Genomic DNA, 13,033 nt, shown 5'->3' with positions numbered 1-13,033 from the left:
GATTCACTCAGTTGCCGCCTTCCTGTAGGGCAAAATTCTCGGTTAAAACGTTATAAATTAATAATATTCTTGGATCTACTATGCAAAAAGTTGTACTCGCCACCGGCAACCCCGGAAAGGTTCGTGAGCTGGCTGACCTGTTAGCCGCGTTTGGGCTGGATATCGTGGCGCAAACGGAACTGGGCGTGGAGTCTGCCGAAGAGACCGGGCTGACCTTTATTGAAAACGCCATTCTGAAGGCGCGCCATGCGGCGGCCATTACCGGGTTACCGGCTATTGCCGATGACTCCGGCCTGGCTGTCGATGCTCTGGGTGGCGCTCCGGGGATCTACTCAGCACGCTATGCCGGGCTTGATGCCAGCGACCAGCAGAATCTGGAAAAGCTGCTGACGACGCTGGAATCGGTGCCGGACGGGGAACGTCAGGCGCAGTTTCACTGCGTGCTGGTCTATCTGCGCCATGCTGAAGATCCGACACCACTGGTGTTTCACGGCAGCTGGGCCGGGGAAATTACCCGCAGCGCGGCAGGCGTAGGGGGCTTCGGTTATGATCCGATCTTCTTCGTTCCTGCGCTGGGTAAAACCGCAGCAGAACTGAGCAAGGCAGAAAAACTCGCGGTGTCACATCGTGGGCAGGCCTTAGAGCTGTTGTTGAGCGCCATGAAACATGGTTAATCTGCCCCCGTTAAGCCTGTACATCCATATTCCCTGGTGTGTACAGAAGTGCCCGTACTGCGATTTCAATTCCCACGCATTAAAAGGTGAGGTGCCGCACGAAGAGTACGTGCAGCACCTGCTGAACGATCTGGATATTGACCTGCCGCTGACTTCCGGGCGCGAAGTCAGCACCATTTTTATTGGTGGTGGTACGCCAAGCCTGTTAAGCAGTGAAGCGATGCAGATGCTGCTGGACGGCGTTCGTGCACGCCTGCCGCTGTCACCCACGGCTGAGATCACCATGGAAGCCAATCCGGGGGCGGTCGAAGCAGAGCGTTTCAGCGGCTATCAGCGCGCCGGTATCAACCGTATCTCCATTGGCGTGCAGAGTTTCAGTGCGGCCAAGCTGGAGCGTTTGGGGCGCATTCACGGGCCTGAAGAAGCGAAGCGGGCAGCGCAGCTGGCTGAGAACCTCGGGCTGCGCAGCTTTAACCTCGATCTGATGCACGGTCTGCCGGACCAGTCGCTGGAAGAGGCGCTGGACGATTTGCGCCAGGCGATTGCCCTCAATCCACCGCACCTGTCCTGGTACCAGCTAACCATCGAGCCAAACACCCTGTTTGCCTCGCGGCCACCGCGCCTGCCAGATGAAGATGACCTGTGGGATATTTTCGAACAGGGCGATGCGTTGCTGACAGCGGCAGGTTATCAGCAGTATGAGACCTCAGCCTATGCCAAACCCGGCTACCGCTGTGAGCATAACCTCAATTACTGGCGCTTTGGTGATTACCTCGGTATTGGCTGCGGTGCTCACGGTAAACTGACTCAACCGGACGGTACCATTATCCGCACCGCTAAAACCAAGCATCCGCGCGGTTTTATGACGGGTAAATATCTCGATAAGCGCCACAATGTGGCCGATGCCGAGAAGCCGTTCGAATTCTTTATGAACCGTTTTCGCCTGCTGGAACCCGCACCGCGTGAGGAATATACGCGCTATACCGGATTGCCGGAAAGCACCATTCGCGCGCAGATCGATGACGCCCTCGCCAAAGGGTATCTGACGGAAACGGCAGAAGAGTGGCAGATTACGGAGAAGGGAAAATTGTTCCTGAATTCGCTGCTGGAGCTGTTTTTAGCGGAGTAATGCTGTTCGGGTCAGGCATGCCTGACCCCTACGAAATTACGCGAATGCCTCGCCCGGACGCAATAATACGTATCCCTCCAGGGCGAGGTATGCCTCGCCCGGCATAAACGCTTACTTCAACCCGGCAATCAACGCCTTGCGTTGGCCTTCAAGGCTGGTCACACGATTACAGACTTCATGACCGAAGTTCTGGAAATCCTGCTCCTGATTGCTCCATTCGGCCTGAATCGCCTGCTGTAAACCACCAAGATTACCCATAATCGCCTGCAACGGGTTATCGCCGTTTCCTGCCTGCTTGCTGCCCATCTCGTTCAGACTGTCCTGCACCACCCCACCCATCGCGTTTTGTACCAGACGCTCGCCATCCTGACGCACCTGCTCAACCGCCTTATGATGGAAGGTTAAACCGTCGCTACGCTGCTCGATAATACGGTTCATCTGCTGCTTCAGCTGCCCGTCCAGCGTGGTCAGACGCTGACGCACATTACTGTTCTGCCCCAGTTTCTGAACAATAACGCGGTCCAGCGCAATCCGCCCTTTTTCCAGACGCTGTTTAGCCCCGCTATCAATCCACGGCAAATCACGGCGTAGCGCAGTCTGATAATCGATAGCTTTCTGGCGTGTGGCATCATCAATATTCGCCACTTTACCATTACGCTGTACATCACCCACAGGGGAGATGCTCAGATTCCCGCTGGCGCCAACGACCTCGACCTGATTCGGGCTGATAATGATATCGTCCTGAGGATTAACGCTGCATTGGTAATCCGCCTGTGCCTGGCCGGCGGCCAGTAGCAGCAATGCACCACTCAAAAGCGCTTTACGCATAAATCGTCTCCTTGATATGAAAAAGGGGCAACCACAAACATGGCCGCCCCCCTTATGTGGTCATCCCGGAGGGCCGATCGAAAAAATGATCGGCCTCTACAGCGCGATTACCCCACTTTCGCAGGGTCTGACCTTCTGTTGCGGTCAGACCGTCAATCCCACCAAACGTCGAAAAGTTCGGTCACTTTCACATCGTTCAGCTTACGCGCTTCCAGCCAGTTTTTAACCAGCTCACGATGCTCATCGGTGCATTTGCCGATTTTCTGCAGGCAGATCAGACCTTCCCACTGCAGATAACCGCTGCCATCGAAGGCAAGGCCGTTAGCGTCGATCACTTCGTTGATCAGCGCATCAACAGTGCTGTCGATAGTCTCTTCGCTGGTGCCTTCCGGGAAGGTAAAGCCCACGGAGAAGCCTAACTCCTGAAACTCATCAATGTGCATTTTCTTACGAAGACGACGACTGCGTTGTGTAGCCATTATTTAACCCTCTCAAACATCAGATCCCATACACCGTGGCCAAGACGCTGACCACGCTGCTCAAATTTCGTTAACGGCCGCGATTCCGGGCGCGGCACCCAGTTACCTTCTTGCGACTGGTTTTTATACCCGTCAATGCTGCTCATCACTTGCAGCATATGCTCTGCATAGGCTTCCCAGTCGGTCGCCATATGGAACACGCCACCCAGCTTCAGCTTACGCAACACCAGCTCGGCAAACGGCACCTGCACGATGCGGCGTTTGTTGTGGCGCGCCTTGTGCCACGGGTCCGGGAAGAACAGCTGCACCATACCCAGCGAGTTATCCGGGATCATCAGATTCAGCACTTCAACCGCATCATGACACATCACCCGCAGATTGCTGACGCCCGCCTCTTCCGCCGTCGCCAGGCAGGCACCCACGCCCGGTGAATGCACTTCAATACCCAGGAAGTTCTGATGCGGATTGCTGGCAGCCATCGCCACCAGCGAAGCGCCCATACCGAAGCCAATCTCCAGCACCAGCGGTGCGTCACGGCCAAACAGAGCAGTTAAATCGACCGGTTCCGGCTGATACTCAACGCCCATCACCGGCCACAGTGTCTCCAGCGCCTGCTGCTGACCTTTGGTCAGACGGCCCTGGCGACGTACAAAGCTGCGGATCCGGCGCATAGCGCGGCCATTTTCGTCAAATTCCGGTGAGATAACATCGTTTTTCATGATTCTGCCTGCGGCTGTGCACTGTAGAAAGCGGGCATTATGCCTTCAGGAAGTGAAAACATAAAGGCCGCCTGTTGCAGGGACGCCTGCGTAACTGGTTTGCAGTATAGACCCAAAATAATTCGAGTCCCCTCAGGGGGCCTACTTTTGGTGCAGGAAGGCGGCAATGAAGTATGAAGGGTATCGCTGCCAAAAAATACGCTGACAGCATAGTGTCTCGCAGCAGTTAATCAAATGCAGTGATTATCCGGTTTACAGCCCTTAATCTCTGTGCTGGAATCCCTGCCTGGTTTTCAGATTGGCAGAACGGGGATTCACAACATGCAGGCAGCGCAGTTTTCACATCAGGTACTGGAGTGGTATCAGCGCTATGGGCGTAAAACCCTGCCGTGGCAGCTGGAAAAAACACCGTATAAGGTCTGGCTCTCTGAAGTGATGCTGCAACAGACGCAGGTCGCGACCGTTATTCCCTATTTCGAACGATTTATGGCACGTTTCCCTACCGTCAGCGACCTCGCTGCCGCCCCGCTTGATGAAGTGCTGCATCTGTGGACCGGCCTCGGTTATTACGCTCGCGCGCGTAATCTGCATAAAGCAGCGAAAACCGTGGTGGAAAAGCATGACGGTGTTTTTCCGCAAACCCTTGAAGAGGTTGAAGCCCTGCCCGGCATCGGGCGCTCTACTGCTGGCGCGGTTCTCTCCCTGGCGCTGGGCAAGCACTTCCCGATTCTGGATGGCAACGTCAAACGCGTGCTGGCCCGCTGCTATGCGGTAGGTGGGTGGCCGGGTAAGAAAGAGGTGGAAAAGCGCCTGTGGCAAATCAGTGAAGATGTCACCCCCGCGGAGGGCGTCAGCCAGTTTAACCAGGCAATGATGGACCTCGGCGCGATGGTGTGTACCCGCTCGAAACCTAAATGTGAAATTTGCCCGCTTAATCTCGGCTGCATTGCTTACGCAAATAATAGCTGGGCGCAGTACCCGGGAAAAAAACCGAAGCAGACCATTCCGGAACGCACCGGCTTCTTATTACTGATGCAGCAAGGGCAGGATGTCTGGCTGGAACAGCGTCCCCCGGTTGGATTGTGGGGCGGGCTGTTCTGTTTTCCCCAGTACGGCACTGAGCCAGAACTGCGCCAGGCACTGCGGCTGCGCGGGCTTGACGACAGCAAACTGCAGCAGATGATCGCCTTCCGCCATACCTTCAGCCATTTCCATCTGGATATTGTGCCAATGTGGCTTGAGCTGCCTTCTGCCCGTGCGGCAATGGATGATGTGCCGGGTCTCTGGTATAACTTAGCGCAGCCGCCCGCCGTGGGGCTGGCCGCGCCGGTAGAGCGCCTGCTACAGCAGTTACGCCAGCCACAACAGATGGCGTTGAATGCTCGCGTAACAGAAGAGGAAGAGTAATGAGCCGAACCATTTTTTGTACGTTCCTGCAACGTGATGCCGAAGGGCAGGATTTCCAGTTGTACCCTGGGGATACAGGCAAACGCATTTATAACGAGATTTCAAAAGAAGCCTGGTCAAAATGGATGGCGAAACAGACCATGCTGATCAACGAAAAGAAACTCAGTATGATGAACCCTGATGACCGTAAGCTACTGGAACAAGAGATGATTAAATTCCTGTTCGAGGGCCACGAGGTTCATATCGAAGGTTATACCCCGCCGGAAGAATAAGTCGTTGGGCCTCACTGATGAGGCCCTCTCAAATTGTGGGCGATGCACGAGAAAATGAAGAAAAAACTGATAAGTTTGCTGATTATTGCGCCGTTGCTGGTTTCCTGCTCAGGCAAGAAGCAAAACGCCTCTCATGAAGAGTGGATTAAAGACACCAACGGTTTTGATATTTTGATGGGACAGTTTGCCCACAACATCGAAAATATCTGGGGAATGAATGAAGTCCTGATCGCCGGTCCAAAAGACTATGTGAAGTACAGCGATCAATACTACACCCGTAGCCACATTAACTTTGATGCCGGTAGCATCACTATCGAGACGATCGCAGGAACCGATCCGACGGCCAGTCTGCGTCAGGCGATTATCACCACCCTGCTGATCGGGGAAGATCCGGGTAATGTCGATCTCTATTCCGACGCCAAAGATATTCAGATCAGTAAAGAGCCGCTGCTGTATGGCCAGGTGCTGGATAATACCGGCCAGCCGATCCGCTGGCAGGGGCGCGCCGCCAGCTTTGCTGACTATCTGATCCAGAATAAGCTGCAACGCCGTAATTCCGGTCTGCATGTGATCTGGTCGGTCACCATTCCGATGGTGCCAAACCACCTCGACAAACGTGCGCATAAGTATCTGCCGATGGTGCGCAAAGCCGCCGAGCGCTATGGCGTCGATCAGTCGCTGATCCTGGCGATCATGCAGATTGAATCCAGCTTCAACCCTTATGCAGTCAGCCATGCGGATGCACTGGGCCTGATGCAGGTGGTACAGCATACCGCCGGGGTGGATGTGTTCCGGATGAAAGGGAAATGGGGCAAACCAAGCCGCAGTTATCTGCTCGACCCGGAAAACAATATCGATGCGGGCACCGCCTATCTGTCTCTGTTACAGGGCAACTACCTGGCCGGTATCAATAACACCACCTCGCGCCGCTATGCGGTGATCACCGCCTATAACGGCGGTGCAGGAAGCGTACTGCGGGTGTTCTCCAGCGATAAAGACCGTGCCTTCAGCGCGATTAACAACCTGTCACCTGCTGAGGTCTACCAGAAGCTGACCACCAGTCACCCGTCGGCAGAATCGCGTCGTTACCTGTCTAAGGTCAACAACGCGCAGAAGAGCTACCACCGCTATTAATGAATCGGCCAGGGGCGACCAGCAATAAAGGTCGCCCCTGACTCACCTCAACATTTCTTCATTTGCGCGCTTAATGCCGCGACAATATAGCTATTCAGCGAGAGCTGATGTTCTGCGGCGGCCTGTGCCAGTTGTTCGCCAAAAGACTCTGGATAGCGCAATGTGAAGGTTTTCACTTTCTCCTCATGCTCATAGGGATCGATGCCACTCTCATGGCAGTCCGCCAGATAATCACGCAGGGAGATTTCACCTTCGCACTTTAACCCTGTAATACTGTCAGCGACAAAATCACAGTAACCCGATAACCCAAGAAACTTACCGCGAAACGCGCCCAGCTCAGCAACAAAATTGACTGCGGCAGGCTGGCCGCCAATCACCATCACGTTAGGTATAGCCATCACTTTATTCATGGTTCAACTCCTGTCTCTTCCAGCCACTCCTTCACTGCCACTACCGCCCCTTTATCTGTCTCCGGTGACGGATGTGGGCGGTGAAAACGTGCCAGTGAGCCATTAAGCAGAAACCTGACACGGGATCCTTGTGCTTCACGGACTTCACCTCCAAGAGCAATGATCAAGGTTTCTATTCGTTGCCACTTCAGATCCGTGGGTATCGGGCGGGTAAAAATTTGCCGCAGCGTATCCCGATGTCGTTTTCTTAATGCCGCTATTCTATTCCTCATTGCATCATCCTTGAAGTCATTTTTTGAAGTCAAAATACACTTCAATGACGTTGACGCAATGTCAGATGCCTGGACTTGCGCAGCGCTACGCATAAAAAAGGCGCAGTAAGCTGCGCCTGGGGAATCTCGGGTAAGGTATTACCGACTGATATTCTTGAACTTACGTGTGGTTTCGGTGAGTGCCACTTCGGTTGGCAGGCGCTCCATTGAGCTGGCGCCGTAGAAACCATCGCACTGCGGGCAATTATCCATAATGTACTGCGCATCTTCCGGGCTGGAGATCGGTCCGCCGTGACACAGCACGATCACGTCCTCGCGCACCGCTTTAGCGGCTGCGGCCCAGGCATTCACCAGCGGCACACAGTCCTTCAACTGCAACGCCGTCGAGGCACCGATATTCCCTCCGGTGGTCAGCCCCATATGCGGCACAATAATATCCGCACCCGCGGCGGTCATCGCCTCTGCGTCGGCGGCGCTGAACACATAGGGCGTGGTCAGCATCTCTTTCTGATGTGCCAGGGCGATCATCTCCACTTCCAGGCCGTAGCCCATGCCGGTCTCTTCCAGGTTGGCGCGGAAGTTACCGTCAATCAGCCCGACGGTCGGGAAGTTCTGTACACCGGAAAAGCCGAGGGCTTTCAGGTCATCGAGGAATTTATCGAAATTGCAGAAAGGATCGGTGCCATTCACGCCCGCCAGTACCGGGGTATGCTTCACCACTGGCAGTACCTCTTTGGCCATATCAACCACGATCTCATTGGCATTGCCGTAGGCCAGCAACCCGGCGAGTGAGCCGCGTCCGGCCATCCGGTAGCGCCCGGAGTTATAGATCACGATCAGATCGATCCCCCCGGCTTCTTCGCATTTTGCTGACAGCCCAGTGCCCGCGCCGCCGCCGATAATCGGTTCACGACGGGCAATCATCTCTCTGAATTTCGTCAGCATCTGCTGACGGCTAAAAGCAGGCATGGTTATCTTCCTTTCGACGCCAGTTGGCGAAATTGAGCAACGGCTTCAGCGGCGAACTGCCGATCGTTGATGTTCCAGGGCAGGCGAATAATCTGGCGCTGTGCGGTCTGTATACAGCTTGCCTCCAGCGTGGAGATAAACGCCTGGTTGGCCTCGGGCGACCAGAATGGCTGGCCAGGCGCATCCAGCGCAGAAAAGCCCCCTTCAGGGATCAGAAAACGCACTTCCCCTTCGCAGCGGTTCAGCTTCTCAGCGATCCAGCGTGCCATCTCAATATTCTCCTCCACGGTAGTACGCATCAGCGTCACCTGAGCATTGTGATGGTAGAACAGGCGTGAGGCGTATTTCTGCGGCACGCTGGCAGGATGACCAAAGTTCACCATATCCAGCGCCCCGCAGGAGAGCACGCAAGGCAGCCTGCTGCGGGCCAGCGCATCGAAGCGATCTTCACCGCAGGCCAGCACACCGCCAAACAGCAAATCACAGACTTCAGTGGTTGTCAGGTCAAGCATCCCGGACAGCATATTGCTGTCTGCCAGTTTCTCCATCGCTTTCCCCCCGCTGCCGGTGGCATGGAACACGAGGCAGTCATAATCGGCTTCCAGCGCGGCACTGGCGGCCTCTATGCACGGCGTGGTGACGCCAAACATCGTCAGACCGATGGCAGGTTTATCATTTCCATCAGGAGGAAGTGGGAAGCGGACTGCGCCGGCAATCTGGTGGGCGGCATTCCCCAGCACGCGGCGGGAAATCCGGTTCAGCCCGGCAACATCGGTCACCGAATAGAGCATGGCAATATCGCTGGCACCGACATAGCCAGACACATCGCCAGAGGCCATCGTGGAAACCATCAGCTTGGGTACACCGACGGGCAGCACCTGCATCGCTGGTGTGATCAGCGCCGTACCGCCTGAGCCACCCAGCCCAATAATCCCCGCGACATCATTACGCTGACTAAGGAAAATCTCAAAAGCTTGTGCCATGGCGTTAATCGCCTTACCGCGGTCGCCACAGAAGACAGCATCGCGCCCCTGGGGATGATAATCCGCCACCATGGCGGCCGGGATATTCCCCTCAAAAGCGCGGCTAAGTGGTTGAGTAGACAGGTCAACTGTCACCACGGGTACGCCGACCTGAGCAATCAGATCGCGCACATAAAACAGTTCCCTTCCTTTAGTATCCGCTGTAGCAACAACGTAGATAGATCCAGTATCATTTTTCATGGGCGTTACGATAACCTGTTATTTAGATCAATAAAGAGTTGATAATCTTGATATAAAAACGTAAATAACTTTGAATCACTGAAGAGATTGAGTCTGGAAAACTCACAGTAGCACCTTCAATATTGATAAATCAATTGAATGAAATATGAGTCTCGTCGAGTTTTGACTACGCTTATAACAGCGGGGAATGGCGCAGGCCGCCCCCCGTTGTCAACACTGGTGAACGTGCTGTCACGCCCACCAGCCCGATAAAGAAACAGGTTAAACCGGATAATGAGGTTATTGTGGAGCAAAGGGATTCCGCTAGCGTTTTGGGGCTCACATCAACACGAGCCAGAACGCGCCGCTTACTAATTGATACCGCGATGAAGATGTTTGATAACGGCGCATTTCCATCGATTACCGAAGTTGCGCAGGAGGCACAGCTGTCACGCGCCACTGCTTATCGCTACTTCCCCACGCAGAGTGCGCTGGTCTCGGCCATTGTGTCTGAAACACTCAGCCCCATCAAAAACTGGCAGCCCACTCAGCAAGATGCCAACGCACGCATTGATGAGCTGCTGAGTTTTGCCTTCCCGCGTATGCTGAAACACGAGGGAACGTTGCGTGCGGCGCTGCATTTGTCGCTGACGCAGTGGGCGCAGTCGCAGTCAGTTGATGCCGTGCCACTGAAAGAGAAGCTGGTGCGCGGAAATCGCAAAGCGATGCTGATGCAGGTGGTGGAACCGCTCAACAAAGAGCTGACACCCGATTTGATGGATCGCGTGGTGCGTTCACTGTCGTTGGTTTACGGTTCGGAGATTTTTCTGGTGATGAAAGATATCTGGGGCTGTGATAACGACGAACTGCAGGATATTGGCAAATGGATCGCGAAAGCGATTGTGCGCCAGGCACGGGAAGAAGCGCTCAATACCTGAGGTCGGATACACACCTGGGCGAGGCATGCCTCGCCCCTACGATGCTGCCAGATAACACCGCATTTCGTAGGGGTCGGGCACGCGACGCTGCCAGATAACACCGTATTTCGTAGGGGTCGGGCGCGCGATGCTGCCAGATGACACCGCGTTTAGTAGGGGTCGGGCACGCGACGCGGCAAGATAACACCGCATTTCGTAGGGGTCGGGCACGCAATGCTGCCAAGTGATACCGCGTTTAGTAGGGGTCGGGCACGCCCGACCCGGTTTTTTTACACCAAAACGTATCCCTGCAAACGCTTAACACCCTGCTCGTCGGTTTCGGCATACACCCCCTGCAACTCCGGCGAGAAGCCCGGCAGCAGGTTAATGCCCTCCTCCAGCGCGAGGAAATACTGCTGCACGGCCCCGCCCCACTCTTCACCCGGCACCACACACAGCACGCCTGGTGGATACGGTAACGCCCCCTCAGCCGCAATACGTCCGGCTGCCTGTGAAATGGGCACCAGCTCCACATTGCCACGAATAAATTCGATATTGGCATCCTGCGGGTTCATCACCATTTTTGGTAGGCTCTGCTGGCGGAACATCGCCTTTTGCAGATCCTTCACATCATGACTGACATACAGGTCGTGCATCTCCTGGCACAGTCGCTTCAAGGTGTAACCTTCGTAGCGCGCCGCATTTTTCCGGTAGATCGTCGGCAGCACATCGCGCAGTAACGCATCTTCTTTGATGTGTTGTTCGAACTGGGCCAGTTTCGCCACCAGCTTCGCCATCTTCTCCATGCTCTCTGCCGGTGTCAGCAGGAACAGAATGGAGTTCAGATCGCACTTCTCCGGCACCACGCCATTTTCACGCAGATAGTTCGCCAGAATCGTTGCCGGAATACCGAAAGAGGCATATTTCCCGCTGGCAGCATCAATGCCCGGCGTGGTCAGCAGCAGCTTGCACGGATCGACCAGATACTGATCTTTCTCATAACCGCCAAAGCCATGCCACGACGCGCCCGGTGCAAAGCTAAAGTAGCGCGCATCGGAAGCGATCGTCGCCGTCGGCGCATCCTGCCAGGGTTTGCCGTCAACCTCATCGGGAATAAACGGCTTAATCATCTCGCAGCGCGCCAGAATCGCCTTACGTGCATCAATGCCCAGCACCACGCACTCATGCCACAGACGTCGTCCCGCTTCGCCCTGATGCATTTTGGCGTTGATATCCAGCGCAGCAAACAGCGGGTAGAACGGGCTGGTAGATGCATGCAGCATAAACGCATTGTTCAGGCGTTTGTGGCTGCAAAAACGCTGCTGGCCACGGATATGGTTATCTTTCTTGTGGATCTGCGAAGTCTGCGAGAACCCGGCCTGCTGTTTATGCACGGACTGCGTAACAAAAATGCCGGGATCGGACGGCTTCAGGTCAAGCAACAGCGGCGAACAGGCTTCCATCACGGGAATAAACTGCTCATAGCCCACCCAGGCGGAGTCAAACAGGATGTAGTCGCACAGGTGGCCGATGCTGTCGAGCACCTTGCGCGCGTTATACACCGTGCCATCGTAGGTGCCGAGCTGGATCACCGCCAGACGGAACGGACGTTCATCCCCGGCACGTTCCGGTGCCACCTGTTTAATCAGGTCACGCACATAGGCTTCATCAAAGCAGTGCGCATCAATGCCACCAATAAACCCAAACGGGTTGCGGGCAGTTTCCAGATATACCGGCGTCGCACCGGCCTGGATCAGCGCACCATGATGGTTAGATTTATGGTTATTGCGATCGAACAACACCAGATCGCCACGGGTCAGCAGCGCATTGGTCACCACTTTATTGGCGCTGGAGGTGCCATTCAGCACAAAGTAGGTTTTATCCGCGTTGAAGACTTTCGCTGCAAACTTTTGCGCATGTTTGGCTGAACCTTCGTGGATCAGCAAATCACCGAGTTTCACGTCAGCGTTGCACATATCGGCACGAAACACGTTCTCACCAAAGAAGTCAAAGAACTGACGTCCGGCCGGATGCTTTTTAAAGAATTCACCGCCCTGATGCCCCGGGCAGGCAAAGGTGGTGTTATCCATCGCTACGTATTTAGTCAGCGTCTGGAAAAACGGCGGTAACAACCTGGCCTGATACCCGGCTGCGGCGGTTTCCAGCAGCGAAGCATCGCCCTCTTCCCCCGTCAGCACACCATCAACTTCAGGCAGGTCAACCGCCTGCGCGGCATCGTCGAGGGCAATAAACACCGGCAGGTTAAAACCGGTATGACGCAGCAGCGCCAGCACGCCTGAGCGTGAGTCAGAAACGGACAGAACCACCGCGGCGACATCGGTGAAATCAGTATTATCCAGCGTAACGACTTCGCGCCCGGTCTGGAGGTGGATTGCCACAGTGGTGCTGGCTGCAATTTTAAGAGGAGTCATGCACAAATCCCTAACGGTCAAGGATGAGTGGGTGCCAGAGGCACAGCAATAGGAACGGCAGCAAAGCGCACGCGTTCCCGGCGAACAGTCATGTTGGGTTTTCAGCAGAATGACTTCAGCTTCAACCGATAGACATCAGTAAAATCAGATCTCGTCTGTTTTTACGCATGGCCAACAGTTAAGCGTAGA

General features: G+C 55.0%; 14 protein-coding genes. 6 read left to right on the top strand and 8 right to left on the bottom strand.

Features of this window, described 5'->3' with window-relative positions:
* The first annotated feature begins 80 nt into the window (after positions 1 to 80).
* Together rdgB and hemW are read left to right on the top strand one after the other, a co-directional pair.
* The gene (gene rdgB, locus LJN55_RS04195; RefSeq protein WP_133846157.1) at positions 81 to 674 is read left to right on the top strand and encodes an RdgB/HAM1 family non-canonical purine NTP pyrophosphatase; all 594 of its coding nucleotides are present in this window, start codon (positions 81 to 83) and stop codon (positions 672 to 674) included.
* Complete coding sequence (hemW, locus tag LJN55_RS04190; protein ID WP_227535747.1) at positions 667 to 1,803, top strand: radical SAM family heme chaperone HemW; 1,137 nt, start codon at positions 667 to 669, stop codon at positions 1,801 to 1,803. Before rdgB ends, hemW begins: the two co-directional genes overlap by 8 nt.
* Positions 1,804 to 1,914: 111 nt before the next feature.
* On the opposite strand, the gene LJN55_RS04185 is transcribed toward hemW, so the two are convergent.
* The 3 genes from LJN55_RS04185 to trmB form a co-directional block, all read right to left on the bottom strand.
* On the bottom strand, positions 1,915 to 2,631 hold the full coding sequence (locus LJN55_RS04185) for a YggN family protein (protein WP_133846155.1): 717 nt from the start codon (positions 2,629 to 2,631) through the stop codon (positions 1,915 to 1,917).
* A gap of 152 nt (positions 2,632 to 2,783) precedes the next feature.
* A complete protein-coding gene (locus LJN55_RS04180; protein WP_133846154.1) occupies positions 2,784 to 3,110 on the bottom strand; it encodes a YggL family protein in 327 nt (108 codons plus the stop codon).
* A complete protein-coding gene (gene trmB, locus LJN55_RS04175; RefSeq protein ID WP_227535746.1) occupies positions 3,110 to 3,829 on the bottom strand; it encodes a tRNA (guanosine(46)-N7)-methyltransferase TrmB in 720 nt (239 codons plus the stop codon). Before trmB ends, LJN55_RS04180 begins: the two co-directional genes overlap by 1 nt.
* 321 nt (positions 3,830 to 4,150) lie before the next feature.
* On the opposite strand from trmB, the gene mutY reads away from it, so the two are divergent.
* From mutY to mltC, 3 genes are read left to right on the top strand one after another with little or no spacing between them, the layout of a single operon-like run.
* Positions 4,151 to 5,236 (top strand): A/G-specific adenine glycosylase, encoded by a 1,086-nt coding sequence (mutY, locus tag LJN55_RS04170; protein ID WP_227535745.1) that lies wholly within the window; start codon positions 4,151 to 4,153, stop codon positions 5,234 to 5,236.
* Entirely contained in the window at positions 5,236 to 5,508 is a 273-nt protein-coding gene (locus LJN55_RS04165; RefSeq protein ID WP_133846151.1) for an oxidative damage protection protein, read from the top strand. Before mutY ends, LJN55_RS04165 begins: the two co-directional genes overlap by 1 nt.
* 54 nt (positions 5,509 to 5,562) lie before the next feature.
* Positions 5,563 to 6,642: a membrane-bound lytic murein transglycosylase MltC gene (gene mltC / locus LJN55_RS04160; protein ID WP_133846150.1), complete on the top strand. Its 1,080-nt coding sequence runs from the start codon at positions 5,563 to 5,565 to the stop codon at positions 6,640 to 6,642.
* 47 nt (positions 6,643 to 6,689) lie between these two features.
* Here mltC and LJN55_RS04155 read toward each other — a convergent pair whose 3' ends face one another.
* From LJN55_RS04155 to LJN55_RS04140, 4 genes are all read right to left on the bottom strand, one after another.
* Entirely contained in the window at positions 6,690 to 7,052 is a 363-nt protein-coding gene (locus tag LJN55_RS04155) for a type II toxin-antitoxin system HicB family antitoxin (RefSeq protein ID WP_133846149.1), read from the bottom strand.
* Positions 7,049 to 7,324 carry a type II toxin-antitoxin system HicA family toxin gene (locus LJN55_RS04150; protein ID WP_133846148.1) on the bottom strand — a complete coding sequence of 92 codons (276 nt, stop codon included), beginning with the start codon at positions 7,322 to 7,324 and terminating at the stop codon, positions 7,049 to 7,051. Before LJN55_RS04150 ends, LJN55_RS04155 begins: the two co-directional genes overlap by 4 nt.
* A gap of 138 nt (positions 7,325 to 7,462) precedes the next feature.
* Entirely contained in the window at positions 7,463 to 8,293 is an 831-nt protein-coding gene (locus tag LJN55_RS04145) for a phosphoenolpyruvate hydrolase family protein (RefSeq protein WP_133846147.1), read from the bottom strand.
* A 2-nt stretch (positions 8,294 to 8,295) separates the two neighbouring features.
* Positions 8,296 to 9,516 (bottom strand): Tm-1-like ATP-binding domain-containing protein, encoded by a 1,221-nt coding sequence (locus LJN55_RS04140; protein WP_212813749.1) that lies wholly within the window; start codon positions 9,514 to 9,516, stop codon positions 8,296 to 8,298.
* A gap of 284 nt (positions 9,517 to 9,800) precedes the next feature.
* Here LJN55_RS04140 and LJN55_RS04135 point away from each other — a divergent pair, with 284 nt between their 5' ends.
* The gene (locus tag LJN55_RS04135) at positions 9,801 to 10,433 is read left to right on the top strand and encodes a TetR/AcrR family transcriptional regulator (RefSeq protein WP_200641251.1); all 633 of its coding nucleotides are present in this window, start codon (positions 9,801 to 9,803) and stop codon (positions 10,431 to 10,433) included.
* A gap of 269 nt (positions 10,434 to 10,702) precedes the next feature.
* Here the strand turns inward: LJN55_RS04135 and LJN55_RS04130 are convergent, their stop codons facing one another.
* Positions 10,703 to 12,844 carry an ornithine decarboxylase gene (locus LJN55_RS04130; RefSeq protein WP_159337575.1) on the bottom strand — a complete coding sequence of 714 codons (2,142 nt, stop codon included), beginning with the start codon at positions 12,842 to 12,844 and terminating at the stop codon, positions 10,703 to 10,705.
* Positions 12,845 to 13,033: the final 189 nt, after the last annotated feature.

The sequence above is a fragment of the Erwinia rhapontici genome (assembly GCF_020683125.1).
GTDB classification, from domain to species: domain Bacteria; phylum Pseudomonadota; class Gammaproteobacteria; order Enterobacterales; family Enterobacteriaceae; genus Erwinia; species Erwinia rhapontici.
The sequence above is the reverse complement of the archived record's forward strand: the minus strand, read 5'-3'. Positions and strand labels throughout refer to the sequence as shown.

What these genes read in the sequence shown, in the direction of transcription:
- rdgB (WP_133846157.1), top strand. Translation starts at nt 81, where the DNA reads ATGCAAAAAGTTGTACTCGCCACCGGCAACCCCGGAAAGGTTCGTGAG.
- hemW (WP_227535747.1), top strand. Translation starts at nt 667, where the DNA reads ATGGTTAATCTGCCCCCGTTAAGCCTGTACATCCATATTCCCTGGTGT.
- LJN55_RS04185 (WP_133846155.1), bottom strand. Translation starts at nt 2,631, where the DNA reads ATGCGTAAAGCGCTTTTGAGTGGTGCATTGCTGCTACTGGCCGCCGGC.
- LJN55_RS04180 (WP_133846154.1), bottom strand. Translation starts at nt 3,110, where the DNA reads ATGGCTACACAACGCAGTCGTCGTCTTCGTAAGAAAATGCACATTGAT.
- trmB (WP_227535746.1), bottom strand. Translation starts at nt 3,829, where the DNA reads ATGAAAAACGATGTTATCTCACCGGAATTTGACGAAAATGGCCGCGCT.
- mutY (WP_227535745.1), top strand. Translation starts at nt 4,151, where the DNA reads ATGCAGGCAGCGCAGTTTTCACATCAGGTACTGGAGTGGTATCAGCGC.
- LJN55_RS04165 (WP_133846151.1), top strand. Translation starts at nt 5,236, where the DNA reads ATGAGCCGAACCATTTTTTGTACGTTCCTGCAACGTGATGCCGAAGGG.
- mltC (WP_133846150.1), top strand. Translation starts at nt 5,563, where the DNA reads ATGAAGAAAAAACTGATAAGTTTGCTGATTATTGCGCCGTTGCTGGTT.
- LJN55_RS04155 (WP_133846149.1), bottom strand. Translation starts at nt 7,052, where the DNA reads ATGAATAAAGTGATGGCTATACCTAACGTGATGGTGATTGGCGGCCAG.
- LJN55_RS04150 (WP_133846148.1), bottom strand. Translation starts at nt 7,324, where the DNA reads ATGAGGAATAGAATAGCGGCATTAAGAAAACGACATCGGGATACGCTG.
- LJN55_RS04145 (WP_133846147.1), bottom strand. Translation starts at nt 8,293, where the DNA reads ATGCCTGCTTTTAGCCGTCAGCAGATGCTGACGAAATTCAGAGAGATG.
- LJN55_RS04140 (WP_212813749.1), bottom strand. Translation starts at nt 9,516, where the DNA reads ATGAAAAATGATACTGGATCTATCTACGTTGTTGCTACAGCGGATACT.
- LJN55_RS04130 (WP_159337575.1), bottom strand. Translation starts at nt 12,844, where the DNA reads ATGACTCCTCTTAAAATTGCAGCCAGCACCACTGTGGCAATCCACCTC.